Annotated in this window: 12 protein-coding genes and 1 rRNA gene; 7 read left to right on the forward strand and 6 right to left on the reverse strand. The window is 64.9% G+C overall.

Going from position 1 to position 15,908, the window contains the following annotated elements; all coding sequences use genetic code 11:
* Window positions 1-97: ribosomal RNA gene (gene rrf / locus ACW5W4_RS14080) — 5S ribosomal RNA — on the forward strand; the annotation flags it as partial.
* 191 nt (window positions 98-288) lie between these two features.
* The gene (locus ACW5W4_RS14085; protein ID WP_456689795.1) at window positions 289-1,266 is read left to right on the forward strand and encodes a bile acid:sodium symporter family protein; all 978 of its coding nucleotides are present in this window, start codon (window positions 289-291) and stop codon (window positions 1,264-1,266) included.
* Window positions 1,267-1,323: 57 nt separating this feature from the next.
* Here ACW5W4_RS14085 and ovoA read toward each other — a convergent pair whose 3' ends face one another.
* On the reverse strand, window positions 1,324-3,471 hold the full coding sequence (gene ovoA, locus ACW5W4_RS14090; RefSeq protein ID WP_456689796.1) for a 5-histidylcysteine sulfoxide synthase: 2,148 nt from the start codon (window positions 3,469-3,471) through the stop codon (window positions 1,324-1,326).
* A 167-nt stretch (window positions 3,472-3,638) separates the two neighbouring features.
* Complete coding sequence (priA, locus tag ACW5W4_RS14095) at window positions 3,639-5,846, reverse strand: primosomal protein N' (RefSeq protein WP_456689797.1); 2,208 nt, start codon at window positions 5,844-5,846, stop codon at window positions 3,639-3,641.
* Between the two features lie 147 nt (window positions 5,847-5,993).
* Between priA and rpmE the strand changes: the two genes are divergently transcribed.
* From rpmE to ACW5W4_RS14110, 3 genes are all read left to right on the forward strand, one after another.
* On the forward strand, window positions 5,994-6,209 hold the full coding sequence (gene rpmE / locus ACW5W4_RS14100; RefSeq protein WP_041998072.1) for a 50S ribosomal protein L31: 216 nt from the start codon (window positions 5,994-5,996) through the stop codon (window positions 6,207-6,209).
* Window positions 6,210-6,326: 117 nt separating this feature from the next.
* Window positions 6,327-7,760 carry a DUF2867 domain-containing protein gene (locus ACW5W4_RS14105; protein ID WP_456689798.1) on the forward strand — a complete coding sequence of 478 codons (1,434 nt, stop codon included), beginning with the start codon at window positions 6,327-6,329 and terminating at the stop codon, window positions 7,758-7,760.
* Window positions 7,761-7,942: 182 nt separating this feature from the next.
* Entirely contained in the window at window positions 7,943-9,187 is a 1,245-nt protein-coding gene (locus ACW5W4_RS14110) for a malic enzyme-like NAD(P)-binding protein (RefSeq protein ID WP_456689799.1), read from the forward strand.
* 106 nt (window positions 9,188-9,293) lie between these two features.
* Here ACW5W4_RS14110 and trmA read toward each other — a convergent pair whose 3' ends face one another.
* Window positions 9,294-10,397: a tRNA (uridine(54)-C5)-methyltransferase TrmA gene (gene trmA / locus ACW5W4_RS14115; protein WP_456689800.1), complete on the reverse strand. Its 1,104-nt coding sequence runs from the start codon at window positions 10,395-10,397 to the stop codon at window positions 9,294-9,296.
* 172 nt (window positions 10,398-10,569) lie between these two features.
* Between trmA and ACW5W4_RS14120 the strand changes: the two genes are divergently transcribed.
* Window positions 10,570-11,721, forward strand: coding sequence for a DUF5610 domain-containing protein (locus tag ACW5W4_RS14120; RefSeq protein ID WP_456689801.1), 1,152 nt, complete (start codon window positions 10,570-10,572; stop codon window positions 11,719-11,721).
* A 144-nt stretch (window positions 11,722-11,865) separates the two neighbouring features.
* Window positions 11,866-12,468: an ATP--cob(I)alamin adenosyltransferase gene (locus ACW5W4_RS14125; RefSeq protein ID WP_456689802.1), complete on the forward strand. Its 603-nt coding sequence runs from the start codon at window positions 11,866-11,868 to the stop codon at window positions 12,466-12,468.
* A 169-nt stretch (window positions 12,469-12,637) separates the two neighbouring features.
* On the opposite strand, the gene malZ is transcribed toward ACW5W4_RS14125, so the two are convergent.
* The 3 genes from malZ to ACW5W4_RS14140 all read right to left on the reverse strand — a co-directional run bounded on the left by malZ (window position 12,638) and on the right by ACW5W4_RS14140 (window position 15,823).
* Window positions 12,638-14,473, reverse strand: coding sequence for a maltodextrin glucosidase (gene malZ / locus ACW5W4_RS14130; RefSeq protein WP_456689803.1), 1,836 nt, complete (start codon window positions 14,471-14,473; stop codon window positions 12,638-12,640).
* 5 nt (window positions 14,474-14,478) lie between these two features.
* Window positions 14,479-15,309: an HDOD domain-containing protein gene (locus tag ACW5W4_RS14135; RefSeq protein WP_408796093.1), complete on the reverse strand. Its 831-nt coding sequence runs from the start codon at window positions 15,307-15,309 to the stop codon at window positions 14,479-14,481.
* Between the two features lie 94 nt (window positions 15,310-15,403).
* The gene (locus tag ACW5W4_RS14140) at window positions 15,404-15,823 is read right to left on the reverse strand and encodes an META domain-containing protein (RefSeq protein WP_456689804.1); all 420 of its coding nucleotides are present in this window, start codon (window positions 15,821-15,823) and stop codon (window positions 15,404-15,406) included.
* Between the last annotated feature and the right edge of the window lie 85 nt (window positions 15,824-15,908).

Genomic DNA, 15,908 nt, shown 5'->3' on the forward strand with positions numbered 1-15,908 from the left:
GTGGAACCACCTGATCCCATGCCGAACTCAGAAGTGAAACGCGGTAGCGCCGATGGTAGTGTGGCATTCGCCATGCGAGAGTAGGACACTGTCAGGCACCTATTTAGAAGAGGCCTCCCATTCGGGAGGCCTTTTTGCTTTCTGCCCCTCGGCCCCTCATTCGGACTGCGTTTTCCTCCTCCCTTTTCCAGTCTTGCCGGGTGGAGTAAGCTGAGCCCTTCTCATCCGGGCCATGCCCCCTGTGTTCTCGCTTCATTCGGGATGAAGCGACTCTGATGGAGACTGTTTGTGCGTCTTGATCCCTTTACCTGTGTGCTGATCCTGGTGGTTGCCCTGGCCTCCCTCTTTCCTTGTGAAGGTGCGGTGGCCGTCTGGTTTGGTCTGCTGACCAAGCTGGCGGTGGCGCTGCTGTTCTTCATGCACGGCGCCAAGCTGTCGCGCCAGAATCTGCTCTCTGGCCTGGGCCACTGGCGCCTGCATCTGGTGGTGATGGCCAGCACCTTCATGCTGTTTCCCTTGTTGGGGCTTTTGCTGACGCCACTGGTTCCCCAATGGCTGAGCCCGGCCATTTATCTGGGTTTCCTCTACCTCTGTGCCCTGCCGGCGACGGTGCAATCGGCCATCGCCTTTACCTCCCTGGCGGGAGGCAATGTCTCGGCGGCGGTGTGCAGCGCCTCCGCCTCCAGCATACTCGGCATCTTCCTCTCCCCCATACTGGTTGGTCTGATGATCGATGTGCAAGGTGCCGAGGTGGACACCTGGCACTCCATCCGGTCCATCATGGTGCAACTGATGCTGCCCTTCGTGGTGGGCCACCTTTCCCGCCCCTTGATCGGGCGCTGGGTCGACAGCCACAGGCCGCTCATCGGCAAGCTGGATCAGAGCTCCATCCTGTTGGTGGTCTATGTGGCCTTCAGCGAGGCTGTGGTGCAGGGGATCTGGCATCAGGTAGGTTGGTATGACTTGGGCAGCATAGTGCTGTTGAGCTGCCTCTTGTTGGCCCTGATACTGGCCTGGAACGTCTGGATCAGTCGGCGTCTCGGTTTTTGCCGGGCAGACGAGATCACCATCGTCTTCTGCGGCTCCAAGAAGAGCCTGGCCAATGGCGTGCCCATGGCCAACGTCATGTTTCCGGCCGCCAGCGTCGGCGTCATGGTGCTGCCGCTGATGATCTTTCACCAGATCCAGCTGATGGTGTGCGCCGTGCTGGCCCGTCGCTACCGCGAGCAGGAGGCCGTGCCCCAGGTCTTGAGCCAGAAGGAGTAAGACGCCCGGATAAAACAGAGGGAGGCCATGGGCCTCCCTCTTTCGTTTGCCGCCCGGTCAGCGCTTGCGCCAGATGGTGAGCTGGGCAAGGGTGTGCTGATGTTTGCGGGCCGTCTCGCGAATGACGAAGGGAATATCGCGTGGTTCGCATAGCTCTTCAAACTCCGCGGCCAGCAAGCGTTGCAGTGCTTGATAGGTGCTGAGTGCTTCACCATTCTCACGCACACCACCTAGCCAGTTGGCCTTGGGGGTGTACTCCTCGAGCCAGGTGTAAGGGCTGGTGAGCATCAGCAGACCGCCGGAACGCAATCTGGGTGCGATGTCGCGCAGGAAGCGGGCCGGCTCTCGCAACCGGTCGACAAGGTTGGAGGCCAGCACCAGATCGTAATGGTCGTACTTGGGCTTGAGATTGCAGGCATCCCCCTGGCTGAAATGGATGCGCGCCGCCTGGGCCGGGCCCAGATCGTGATGGGAGAGCCGCGCCTCGCAATATTCCATCAGGTCGCCCTCCAGCGTGATGGCGTAGCGGAAGCTGTCCTGTTTTGCGAGGCTCAAGGCGACATCGATGAAGCGGGCCGAGTAGTCCACCCCGTCCACATGCTGGAAGTGGCGGGCCAGCTCGAAGCTGGCGCGACCGGTGGCGCAGCCGATATCCAGCGCGCGCTGATGGTTCGGGCAAAGCTCGCAGGCGATCCCGGCCAGGGTCTTGGCGTAGTTGGGGACGCCGAAGCGGGTCGGTCCGTACTGGAAATCGAGATACTGCGCCACGAGGGCGTCGGTTTCGTAAGGGTTCACTGGGATGGTTTCCTGATGGCGGGAGACCAGGTAGCGGAAGCCCGCATGCTGGAAAAAATGGCGACGAAAGGCATAACGGGACGATTTGAGCGCCTCGTTGCCGGTGGAGATCCAGCTCCCCCCCTTGATCAGGGTGTGCTTGCCGTCGAAGGTGGGGGTGGAGAAGTCATCGTAGAGGGGGTGCACCCGAAAACCTTCGAAGCCATCGATGGCGCTGCTGGTCCACTGCCAGACGTTGCCGACCAGATCGCAGAACTCGCCCTGGGGGAAGAGATCCACCGGGCAGGGGGAAGCGAAGCCGGCCAGGTTGATGTTGCCAGGTGCCCTGTGCCAGTCGGGCTGATCCCCCGGCACCCCTTCCCTGAGCAGAGCCCACTGGGCCTCGCTCGGCAGCTGGATGGGCAGTCCGGTCTGGGCTGACTTCCAGCGGCAGAAGGCGGCGGCCTCGAGCTGGTTCACCTCGACGGGCCAGTCCCAGGGCATGGCCACGACCTCCGTCATCAGCCGCAGTTGCAACCGGTCTGGATCGGCGGGGTCGCCGAGCCAGAAGCTGGGCATCTGCGCCCCGGCAAACTGGCACCAGCCCCACCCCTCCTGATCCCACCAGGCTTGTGTCTGATAACCGCCAGCCTGCACGAAGGCGAGATACTCACCGTTGCTGACCAGCAGTCGGCTGGCCTGAAACGCCTCCAGCTCGACCCGGCGCTGACCATATTCGTTGTCCCAGCCATAGGTATCGTCACGCTTGCCCAGTTCGACCGTGCCTCCCGCCACCGGCAGCAAGGCATTGGCTGGCACCTGGTCTCGTTGGTGACGCGCCTGCCGGCAGGGGGGCCAGTGAGGCTGGTCGCGTACCCAGGCCAGGGGCAGCTGGCGGATCAGCACGCTCGAGGTCTCGAGATGGATCCGCTCGTGCTCCACCCCCATCAGGATGACCCAGGCCGGGCTCTGCCAGTCGATGGGCAGGGTGACGGGCATGTGGGTGATGACCTCGATGATGCGGCTGCGCACCTTGGCGCGGTAGGCACGCAGGCGTTCGACCGAGGGCCAGTCATAGTGCGCCTCGTCCAGGTCGTCCCAGCTCATCTCATCGACGCCGATGGCGACCATGGCCTCGATCTGGGGGTCGATGCGCTGGTCGATGAGGCGGGCCGCCAGCAGCTTGTTGATGAAGAAGGCCGCCGTGTGGCCGTAGTAGAAGATGAGGGGATGGCGCAGGGAGATGGCCTTGTTGAACCAGGCTCTGGGATCGGCCAGGCAATCAAACAGGCTGTCGTAGAGATCGAAGGTCTGGCAGAAATAGCCGAGAAGTTCGCGGCGCTTGGCTTCCGGATCCGTTCCGCTCAACAGCGGGGTGCGGGTCGGTTCGGGCAGCTCGCCGACGGCGGTGCTGAGGCTGGCTGGGATCACGCTCTGACTCCTTGTCTGGATTGGCTTCTCGAAAGAGAGCTATATACGTATCAGATGTCAGTAATGGGTCAATCGACTGAGCAAGGTCACCACAGGGGTGGTGTCGGCCCTTGAGCATAGTCAATGGGTGACGGGGCCGGCGCCCACCCGGGCCCACAGTGCCTGACTCAGCTCAACTCGGTGGGGTCGATATCCAGGCTCCAGCGCACCCGCTTGGTCTCGGGCCAGCCGTCCAGCTCTTTCACCGCCCAATCCAGCAGCTGGGCCAACGGCGCCCGGCTGGGCCCCTGCACCAACAGCTGCATGCGAAACTTGCCCGCCTTGCGCTCCATGAAGCCGCTGATGGGCCCCAGCACCTGCACCTGGGGATAACGGGCGCTGCGCAGAGTATCGGCCAGACGGGTGAGGAACAGCTGCACCTCGTCCCGACCGTTGGCCTCGGCCCGAAACAGCCCCTGATAACTGAACGGCGGCAGCCCCAGCAGGCGGCGCTCCTTGAGCGCAGTGTCGGCGAAGTGGCCGTAACCGTTCTGGGTCAAGTCCTGCAGCAGGGCGTGCTCCGGGTGGTGGCTCTGCAACACCACCAGCCCGGGCTTGCTGGCGCGGCCTGCCCGACCCGCCACCTGGGTGTAGAGCTGGGCCAGCTTCTCGGCGGCGCGAAAATCGGCACTGAATAGCGCGCCATCCACATCCAGCAGACCCACCAGGGTGACATCCGGGAAGTGGTGGCCCTTGGCCAGCATCTGGGTGCCGATCAGGATCTTGTACTTGCCCGCCTTGATGTCGCCGAGATGGGTCTCCAGCTCCCCCTTGCGGCGGGTGTTGTCCCGATCGATACGCACCACCGGATATTGCGGGAAAACCGTGGTGAGCAGCTGCTCCAGCTGCTCGGTGCCCACTCCCGAGCCGATGAGCTCACTGCTGCCGCACTCGGGGCAGCTATGAGGCAGCGGGCGCACGCTGTCGCAGTGATGACAGTGCAGCCGTCGCCCGGCCTGATGCCAGGTGTACCAGGCATCACAGCGTTCACAGGCGGCGCTCCAGCCGCACTGGTGGCAGATGAGGGCCGGCGCATAGCCGCGGCGGTTGAGAAACAGCATCACCTGATTGCCCGCCGCCAGGTGCTCTGCCATCAGCTGCTCCAGCTGGGGGGAGAGCCCGGCCTGCAGCCGCACGCTCTTGATGTCCAAGATCACCTGGCGAGCGGTCTGGGCGTTGCCGGCGCGCCGGGTCAGGCTGAGGTGGTGGTACTTGCCGGTGCGGGCGTTGTGCAGCGTCTCCAGCGACGGGGTGGCCGAGCCCAGCAGTATGGGGATGCCGGCACGATGGGCCCGCATCACGGCGAGATCCCGGGCGTGGTAGCGAAAACCGTCCTGCTGCTTGAAAGAGCCGTCGTGCTCCTCGTCGATGATGATGATGCCGAGATCCTTGAACGGTGTGAACACGGCGGAGCGGGTGCCGATCAGGATGGCGGCGCCGCCGTCGCGACAGGCGAGCCAGGCATCGAGCCGCTCCCTGTCGTTCATGGCGGAGTTCATCGCCACCACGGGCACCTTGAAGCGGCGGCGGAAGCGGTTGATGGTCTGGGGGGTGAGGCCGATCTCCGGCACCATCACCAGGGCCTGCTTGCCCGCCTTGAGCAGGGGCTCGAGTATGCTCAGGTACACCTCTGTCTTGCCGGAGCCGGTGATGCCATCGAGCAGGAAGGCGCCGAACCTGTCGCTCTGGCTGGTGACGGCAGAGACCGCCAGCGCCTGCTCGCCGTTGAGGCGCAGCCCTTCTCCTGGCTCAAAATGGGTTGCCCAGTCGCCGTCATGGCTCGGCTCCAGGCTGCGCTTCTCCAGCAGGCCCTTCTTCTCCAGGGCGGTGAGGGCGGCGCTCGAGATCTCCTCCTGCTTGAGGGCGGAGGGGGTCTGGGGTCCCTTGCGCAGCAGGGCGAGGGCCTGCTGCTGCTTGGCGGCCCGCTTGAGCTCGTTGAGATCGATGGCCATGCCCGCCTCGGTGGCGAACCAGAACTCCAGCTCCCGGTAGGCGGCGGGCTCCCCCTTGCGCACCAGTACCGGCAGGGCATGGGGCAGCACTTCCCCGAGCGGATGCTGGTAGTAGCCGGCGCTCCAGGCCATCAGCGCCAGTATGTCGGGCCCCAGCACGGGGGCGCTGTCGAGCACCCTCTTCAAGGGCTTTAATTTGTTGCGGGGCACCTGGCTCTCGGCCGGGTGATCCACCACCAGGCCGACCAGGGTCTGGGGGCCGAACGGGATCTCGACCCGGCAGCCGGGGGCGGGCAGGGGGAGGGGGGAGAGATAATCGAAATGGCGGCGGAGGGGAACCGGCACTGCGACACGAACCAGATCAAGCGTTTGCGATGAATCCACCAAAGATTGCCTATTTTTTCTGCGAAGCCACTTGCCTGCCATCAGGCATTTCCTATATTATTCGCAGCCTTTGAAACTGTGTTCAACAATCGTGTGGTGTCCGACAGAAGATCGGATAGCGACACGGCCTGATAATTGAGGTTGTCCATGAAAGCTGGTATCCATCCCGAGTACGTAGCCATCACCGCCAAGTGCTCTTGCGGTAACGTCATCAACACTTTCTCTACCCTGGGTAAAGATCTGAACCTGGACGTGTGCTCCGCGTGCCACCCCTTCTATACCGGCAAGCAGAAAGAAGTGTCTAGCGGCGGCCGTGTAGACAAGTTCAACAAGCGTTTCGGTGGCCTGACTGCCAAGAAGTAATGCTACTTCTGACGAATTCTGAAAAAGGTGCCCATCGGGCACCTTTTTTGTTGCCTGGCGTTCTGTATCGGGCCGGATTGCCCTAAGGTGGTGGCTCAGCCAAGGGGAGAAGCACGCATGCGTACATGTCTGGTCATGGGGGCCGCCGGGTATATTGGTTCCCACCTGGTGCCCTATTTGCAAGGGTTGGGTCACAGGGTGATCGCCGGGGCGCGCCACCCCTGCCGCCTGCCCGCCGGGGTCGAATTTCGCCTGGCCGACGTGCTCGAGCCAGGCAGCCTGCCCGCGGCCCTGACCGGGGTGGATACCGTCTTCTATCTGGTTCATGCCATGGGGGCGGGCGCCAACTTCCATCGCCTCGAGCAACAGGGGGTGAAGAACTTCGCCGCCGCCGCCCGCGCCGCCGGGGTGCGCCGCATCATCTACCTGGGGGCCATTCAGCCCAGGCAGTGCAACAGCCGCCACCTCAACTCCCGCCGCCACTGTGGCGAGCTGTTTCGCAGCGCAGGGGTGCCCACCGTGGAACTGAGATCCGGCATCATCATAGGTCCGGGCTCTGCCGCGTTCGAGGTGATGCGGGATCTGGTGTTCAACCTGCCCATGATGGTGACGCCCAAGTGGGTACGCTCGCGCACCCCCCCCATCGCGCTGTCCAATCTGCTCCACTATCTGGGCGGGTTGGTGGATCTCGATGGGGTGGATGGTCAGGTGTTCAACGCCGTGGGGCCCGAGCTGCTCAGCTACCAGCAGCAGTTGCAGACGTTCGCCGCCCACATCGGCAAGCGCTGCCCCATCATCCCCATCCCCTTGCTGACGCCGCGCCTCTCCGCCTGGTGGTTGCAGTTTGCCACCTCTGTGCCCCAGCCCATCGCCAAGGCGCTGGTAGGGGGACTCAAGCATGATATCCCCGCCGACGATGGCCCCTTGCGGGCCCTGTTGCCCCAACCGTTGCTCGGATTCGATGAGGCGCTGACGGAGAGCCTGGCCCTGGAGCAGCGACTCGGTGCCGAGCAGCAGGGGGAGGAGACGCCCCTGGGGCTGCGCTGGCGCCATCCCGAGTATGGCTTCTATGACAGGGTCGCCTCTGGCAGTGCGCTCTCTCTGGCGCCGCCAGAGGCGCTCTGGCAGGTGTTGCAAGGACTGGGAGGGGAGCAGCGTTACTTCTACATGAACAGCCTCTGGGCCATCCGGGAGTGGATGGACGCCGCGGTGGGCGGCCCGGCCCTGACCCGAGGGCGCACCAACCCGGATCGCTTCGTGAAGGGGGACATGCTCGACTCCTGGCAGATCATCGGGGTCGAAGAGGGGCGCCGCCTGGCCTTGCTGTTCAACATGAGGGCGCCAGGGGTGGGGCGGCTCGAGTTCATCATTGCGCCGGAACCCTCCGGCCTGACCCGGGTGACGATCAGGGCACACTGGCATCCCCAGGGCGCCTGGGGGCTGGCTTACTGGCTCGCCATGCTGCCGTTCCACCTCTTCATCTTCCAGGGGATGACGGAGGCGCTGGCTCGCCAAGGGGAGGCGCTGGTCGGCATTCCCGTGATGGACTGAAACCGCACCTACCACCAAGGGGTTAGTTTTCGTCAGCACACTACTCTGTTGAGTGGCCACTTAACAGCGGGTTGGCGATATTTTCTGCTGGGAAAGCCCGGGGCTTTTCTTTATGATCCTAGCCCCTCGCCTCAGGCGAGCCACCCTTTCCCTACTTATTCAAATATTGCCTCGGGGTCCCCATGTCCGATCTGCGTCAGCAAGCGCTCGATTATCACGCCCAACCCATTCCCGGCAAGATTGCCATCGCCCTCACCAAGCCCGCCGAGACCGCCCGCGATCTGGCGCTGGCCTACAGCCCGGGCGTGGCCGAGCCGGTGCGCGAGATCGCCGCCAATCCGGATGATGCCTACCGTTACACCGGCAAGGGCAACCTGGTGGCCGTCATCTCCAACGGCACCGCCATTCTGGGGCTGGGCAACCTGGGGCCGCTGGCCTCCAAGCCGGTGATGGAGGGCAAGGCCCTGCTGTTCAAGCGCTTCGCCGGCATCGACGCCATCGACATCGAGGTCAAGCACGAGACCAGCGCCCAGTTCATCGACACGGTCGCCGCCATCGCCGACACCTTCGGTGGCATCAACCTGGAAGACATCAAGGCCCCCGAGTGCTTCGAGATAGAGCGGGCGCTGATCGAGCGCTGCGACATTCCCGTGTTCCACGATGACCAGCACGGTACCGCCATCGTCACCGCCGCCGGCCTGCTCAATGCCCTGGAAGTACAGGGCAAGCTGATCGGCGACAGCCGCATCGTCTGCATGGGGGCGGGGGCCGCCGCCACCGCCTGCATGGACTTGCTGATCACCTGCGGGGCCAAGCCGCACAACATCTTCATGCTGGACCGCCAGGGGGTGATCCACAGCGGTCGCACCGATCTCAACCCGTACAAGCAGCGTTTCGCCAACGACACCCCGCTGCGGACCCTGATGGATGTCATCGACGGGGCGGACGTGTTCGTCGGCGTCTCCGGCCCGGACGTGCTGCCCGCCGAGGCGGTGGCCCTGATGGCTCCCAATCCGGTGATCTTCGCCTGCTCCAACCCGGACCCCGAGATCAAGCCCGCCCTGGCCCACGGGGTGCGCAGCGATCTCATCATGGGCACGGGTCGCTCCGACTATCCGAACCAGATCAACAACGTCATCTGCTTCCCCTTCATCTTCCGCGGCGCCCTGGATGCTCGTGCCAGCCGCATCAACGACGCCATGAAGGTGGCGGCGGTGGAGGCGATCCGCGCCCTGGTCAAGGAGCCGGTGCCGGCCGAGGTGCTGACCGCCGCCGGGGTGGAGGTGCTGACCTTCGGCAAGGATTACGTCATTCCCAAGCCGATGGATGCCCGCCTGCTGCCCCGGGTGGCCCGCGCCGTGGCCCTGGCGGCGGTGGCGTCCGGCGTGGCCCGCATCGCCCTGCCGGCAGACTATATGCTGGGGTGACGGGGCCGGATCGGGGGAGTGACCCCCAGATCCGCCGCCGACCGGCATGAAGAAGGGGCCCCGTCATGGGGCCCCTTCTCGTATCTGGATTCGGGTCGTCTGGGGGTCAGCCCTTGCGGCACAGGTAGACACCCGCCTCCATGTGATGGGTCCAGGGGAACTGGTCGAACAGGGCGAGCCGTGCCACCTCGTGGGTCTGCCCCAGGGCCTGCATGTTGTCGATCAGGGTGTCCGGGTTGCAGGAGATGTAGAGGATGTTGTCGTACTCCTGCACCAGGCGGACCGTGTCCTCATCGAGGCCGGCGCGGGGCGGATCGACGAAGATGGTGTTGCACTGGTAACTGGCGAGGTCTATCCCCTCCAGCCGGTTGAAGTTGCGCTCGCCGCGCATCGCCATGGTGAACTCCTCGGCGGACATGCGCAGTATGATGAGGTTGTCCACCCCGTTGGCGGCGATGTTGTACTGGGCCGAGGCCACGCTCGGCTTGGCGATCTCGGTGGCCAGCACCCTGCGAAAGTTCTGGGCCAGGGCGATGGAGAAGTTGCCGTTGCCGCAGTAGAGCTCCAGCAGATCACCCTCGCTACCTCGGGTCACGTCCAGAGCCCAGCCCAGCATCAGCTGGTTAATCTCGGCATTGGGCTGGGTGAAGCTGTTCTCCACCTGCTGATAGATGAGCTCGCGCCCCTGTACCTTGAGGGTTTCGACCACGAACTCGTCCCCCAGGCAGATCTTCTGCTTGTGGGCGCGGCCAATGATGCGCACGTCGAAGCCCTGGGCCTGCAGCTTGGCCCGCAGCCCTTCGGCTGCGGCCTGCCAGTCGCCATCGAGGCGACGATGGTAGAGCAGGGTGATGACGAGCTGGCCGGAGAGGGTGGAGAGATAGTCTATCTGGAACAACTTGAAGCGCAGCGCCTTGACCGGCCGCAGCTGGTCCAGCAGGGGCGGCATCACCCGGTTGATCAGGGCGCTGGCGGCCGGGAACTGATCCACCCGGATACGCTGGCGGGTCTCCTGATCGAACATCACATGATAGAGATCGTCATCCTCGTGCCAGAGGCGGAACTCGGCGCGCATCCGGTAGTGCTCGGCGGGAGAGGCGTGGACCTCGATGGCGGGGGGATTGAAGCCGGCAAACAGGGCCTGAAGGCGTTGCGCCTTGGCCGCCAACTGGGCCTGATAGGCGGCCGGGGTTCGCTCGGATGGGGTCATGACATACCTCTGATGCACGCCGGCGGGGCCGGACAGAAACCTGGGGGTGACTCAAGGCCACCCAAAGGGGCCTGATTTTAAAAGTCAGGGGTAGATTGTCCAGTATTTTATGGTCAAGAAGTCGCCACCCGGGCCGATAAGCGGCTAACGGGGATTGCACGAGGAGATGGCGATGCGGCTGGATGGCATGGGGGCGGGTCAGCCCAAAGGGGTGAAAGGGGAGGCGCGCAGCGACGAGGTGCGCCACGGCAGGGAGAGCGAGGCCGGGGGCAAGCCTGAGCGTGCGCGCGAGACCGGCGGCAAGGGGCTGGACGAGGAGGTGATCCTGAGCCGGGCGCCCCGCTGGGCCCAGGCTCTGGTGCAGCAGGCGTTGCAGTTCCATCTGCAACTCAATGGCAAGGGCTATCAGGCGCCCAGGGCCGAGCCGCCGGAGGAGATCACCCCGCAGACCCTGTTCGACTTCCAGGCGGTGGCGGACAATGTGCTGCAGTTCGTCAACGGCCGCCTCGGCGCGGCGCGGGCCGACGGCAAGTCCGATGACCAATTGACCGAGATGATGGCCCAGGCCCGCAAGGGGGTGGAGATGGGCTTCGCCGACGCGCGCAAGCAGCTTGGCGACACGGCGACCGACAACGAGGACGTCAAGACCGGCATCGATCAGAGCTACACGCTGATCCAGCAGGGGCTGGACGAGTTCGAGCAGACCTTCTTTGGCCAGGTGTCCGATCTGGACATGAAGTCGGCGGAGATGGCCAGTCGCCAGCAGGGGATCCTGGAGATAGAGACCAGGGAGGGGGACAAGGTGCTGCTGCGCTTCAACGACAGCTGGCAGCTCAAGTCCCGGGAGCAGGGGGATGCCAGCCAGTTCAGCCTCAAGCTGAGCCAGAGCTTCAGCTTCTCCCTCGAGGGGAACCTGGGAGATGCCGAGCTGGCGGCCATCGGCGATCTGGTCAAGGGGCTCGACTCGCTGGCGGACAGCTTCTTCAATGGCAAGCTGGATCAGAGTCTGGATGCCGGTCAGTTGCCCGGGCTGGACGACGGCCAGCTGGTGGCCTACTCCCTGCGCCTCAAGCAATCGAGCCGGCTGGGTCAGCATTATCAGGGCAACAGCGCCCTGCAGCAGCGCCTGGCGCCCCTGGCGGACTACCTGCCCAGGCTGGCCGACTGGCAGCAGCAGGCCGACGGAGTGCTGGCGCAGGATCAACAACAGGCGCTGATCCCGGCCGTACTGGCGGCGCGGGGCGATGACGGGGAACAGGGCGCCCGCTTCGTCGCCACCAATCGCCGCCTGCTCGATGCCTATCGGTTATTGGGAACGGTCTGAGCCCGGATGACCCCGCCGTCGCCTGTTTGATATCTGGTGTCAGGCAGGCACGGTAGGGGCCCTGTCTTTGCCGGCCGGGTGCCCCTGTTTGCCTGGGACGCCCCCGGCTGGCACACTGCGGCTTTCCCCGCGAGCGAGAACCCCATGGATCAGCAGCCCGAATCCGGCCCCGACGAGGCGCAGACCAGCGCCCCTGCCGCGCGTCAGCGCAGCCACAAGCGCCCGAAAGACATACGGGAGCTCTGCTACCCCTTCATCTACGAGACCCAGTTGCAGTGTGACTACGAGATAGCGACCGACGAGCTCTGCTGCCAGGTGGGGGCTGTCATGGCCATGCTGCCGACGCCCCTTGGTGAGGGGGAGGCCGCCATCTTCGCCGATCTCGATACCCTGCAGCGGCTCATCTACAACCTCAACGGCTCGGTGCGCGGCAGGCTCGGCATCTTCGAGGAGGATCTGGACTGGCTCAAGGGGCGCTATGACGCCTACAACGAGGCGAGCCGCGACCGGGTGACCGGCTTCGTGCTGCCCCGTGGCCCCCAGCCGATCCCGGCCCTGCACCTGTGCCGCTGCGCCAGCAAGAAGGTGGTGCGCCTGCTGGTGCGCCTCGAGGAGAGCGGCGTCGGCCATGACCCCATACTGGCCCGCTTCGCCAACCTGCTGGCCAACTTCTTCTTCGTGCTCACCGTCTACCTCAAGCAGGCATGGGATGTGACCGAGGTCCCCTACGTCAGCATCAACTACTGAGGGGGCCTGCTCGAGCAGGGAAGTGCCGCTCTGCTCTCTGCTGACCGTTTATCTCAGTGGCGGCATGGGATGTAGCCGAGGTCCCCTACGTCAACATCAACTGCTGATGCAGCCGACCCGGATGGGGTGAGCAAACCAAAACCGGAGCCTTGTGCTCCGGTTTTGGTTGTCAGCTCGACAGCAGCACCCGGGCCGAGTTGGCCGGGATGGTGAGTTGTACCTCCCCCTGCACCACCTCGAACTTGTCGCCGTTGAAGGCATCGGTGAAGCGGCTGGCGGGGCTGGCGGTCTGCCACAGGGGCAGGCTGATGGTGCGGGGCTCCGTGGCGTGGCGGTTGCAGGCCACCACCACCTGATCGCTTTGCAGGGTGCGGGCGAACACATAGCTGTGAGCCCCGGCGTAGAGGGTCTGGGCGTCACCCCGGCGCAGGGAGGGGCGCTGGCGACGGATCTGGGTCAGGCGGCGATAGTGCTCGTGCAGCACATGGTCCCAGGCCGTGCTGTCCCAGGGGAAGCAGCGGCGGCAGTCCGGATCGTTGCCACCGGACAGGCCCACCTCGTCGCCGTAGTAGATGCAGGGGGCGCCGATATAGGTGAGCAGCAGGGTGGCGGCCAGCATCATGCGTTGCCTGTCCTCCCCCAGCAGGTGCAGGAAGCGGGCCGTGTCATGGCTGTCCAGCAGGTTGAGCTGGGCCAGCTGGTTCTTGAACGGGATGTGGGCCCGGGCCTGCTTGAGCCAGCCATCGAGCTCGGCGGCGCTGATCCTGATGGGGTGGTAGGCGATGTCCTGACCCGCCAGGAAGGCGCGGATCGGGTGGGCGAAGCCATAGTAGTTCATGGCGCCATCCTCCTGATCCCCCTGCAACCACTGGCTCGCCTCGAAGAAGTGCTCGCCGAGCACATAGGCCTCCGGGTTCTCCTGCTTGAGGGTGTGGCGAATGGCGCGCACGTGACCAGGGTTGCCCTCGGCGGTGCCCCGCTCCCCCAGCATGTGGATGACGTCGAAGCGCCAGCCGTCTATCTGGTAGGGCGGGCGCATCCAGTAACGCAATATGGCGTCCTCGGCGCGGTAGACGGCGTCCTGCACCTGCTCGCTGGCAAAGTCCAGCTTGGGCAGGCTGCGGATCCCCTTCCAGCTCACATAGTCCCCCTCCTGATCGAAGGTATAGAACTTGCGAAACGCCGAATCGGGATTGCCCATGGCCCCCCTGGGTGGGCAGAACCAGGGGTGCTGGGTCGAGGTGTGGTTGACCACGGCGTCCAGGATGATCTTCATGCCGCGCTGGCGCAGGTGGCGGGTCAGCTCGGCCAGCCGCTCATTGCTGCCCAGATGGGGGTCCACCCGGTAGTAATCCTGGGTGTCGTACTTGTGATTGCTCGGCGAGGCGAAGATGGGGTTGAGATAGAGCGCCGTCACCCCGAGGGACTGCAGATAGTGCAGTTTGCCGTCGATGCCAGCCAGATCGCCGCCATAGAACTCGCTGCTGGCGGTGCCTTCCCCCTGCTGGCTGACCGGCTCGCCCCAGGCCTTGCTGATGACGGCCTTGCCGCCGTACTCGTACTCGTGATGGCGCACGCTCAGGGAGGGATCGCCGTTGCAGAAGCGGTCGGGGAAGATCTGGTAGAACACCTGATCCTGCACCCAGGCCGGCGGCTGGTGGCGGGCGTTGAAGCGAAAATGTTGCTCGCGGGGGGGCATGGCGGGGCTGATGCCGGCGCCGTGCAGCCACCACTGACCCTCATGGGTGAGGCACTTGAAGCAATAGAGTTGCAGATCCTGGCCCGGGGCCAGGGGCAGTCTGGCCTGCCAGATCCCCAGCCGCTCCCGGGTCGCCACCCGGGTCATGGCCAGCAGGTACTCCTCGTTGTCAGGCTCGTGGCGCAGCCAGACCTCGCGGATCCGGGCCCCCTCTTCGCAGAACAGGGTGAGTAGCAGGGAGTCGGACTCCTCCTGGAACCAGGGGGCCGCCTGAGGGTGAAACAGAAACGGGATATCTTGGGTCATGTCGTTCATTGGGTCAGGAGTTCGTCGAGGGGGTTGCCCTGCTCGTGAAGGGTTTCGAGTTGCGCGGCCAGCCGGCTGGTATCCAGTCCCAGGGGCTCGGCCAGGGGCATGGGGAAGCGGGCGATGATGGTCTGGGCCGGTACCCCGGCATGCCAGGCGAAGGAGACGAAAACCGCCAGCCGGATCAGCACGGCATCCCGGCTGACGGGCTGGTGGGCCAGGGGGTCGAGCTGCTGTGCGATGGCGGTGACGAAGGCGGGAGCCAGTTGCCAGCGCCGGGCCAGTTCGGCGCCGAGCTGGGCATAGTCGTAGCCCAGCATCTGGCGCTGGGCATCGACCCGGCTGGTCCCCTGCTGCACCGCCAGATGGATGAGCTCGGCCTCGTCGGGCAGGGTGCTCTGGATCAGCAGCTCGCCGATGTTGTGGATGAGGGCGCAGGTGAAGGCGGTCTCGGGATCCATCTCCCTGGCGTGCTGGGCCAGGAGCCGCGCTATGGTGGCGACCCGGAAGGTCTCGGTCCAGAAGGCATGCTTGTCGAAGCTGGGCGGCGCCTTGAAGCTGCCAATGATGCCGGAGGCCACCACCAGGGAGCGCAACCGGTTGAAGCCCAGGCGGATCACCGCCTGTTCGATGGAGGTGATGTCGTGGCCCCGACGCAGGGCGGCGGAGTTGGCCAGCCGCAGCACCTTGGCGCTGATCACCTGATCCATGGCGATCCGGGCGGCAATCTTGTCTATCTGGGCGTTCTCGTCGCCGAAGCTCTGCATCAGCTCGTGAAGCAGCTGGGGTATGGTGGGCAGTTGCTTGATCTTGTCAAACAGGTGATCCATCGACATGGGGGCCGCCTCCGTTGCGTGCACTGCCCATATTGTGCCACAGGCAAGGGCCCTGTTCCCGTTTGTGGCGTCCCTTTCGTGCGCCTGGGGCGGTTTAGTAGACCCAGTCTCGCAACTTGTATTCCAAACGGTGCCGTTTTCCCTGCAGGATCAGCCGCTGGGTGTCTCCCGTCAGGGTGGCGCCCTGTTGCAGGGTGTCGAGCACCGCCTGCTCTATGGTGTCGAGGGGGGGCGGGCAGGCCATGCTGGTGCTGCCCAGGTTGGTGACCTTGAGCCTGTCGCCCTTGAGGTGGCCCTGGCCGAAGTAGCGGTTGCACCCTGCGATGCCGTTGACGGTGAAGTGCTCGCCTATCTCGAAATCCGGCCGGTTGCGGGCGGGGAGCTCAATGGCCTCATCATCGAGTCTGTCCAGCACCCAGTGATGGTGCATCAGGTCCTGGCGGCTGAACTGGGGGGCCGAGCTGCAACCGCCGAGCAACAGCAGGGCGAGCACCAGCAGCAAAAATCTGTACATGGGAGGGCTCCGGTAGTGGGAGCCTCAAGGATAGCGCCGCCGGGCCCGGGGGGGCAGGGGCCGGGGGCGCCCCCCCGACCGCTTC

It is taken from the genome of Aeromonas crassostreae (genome assembly GCF_054052445.1).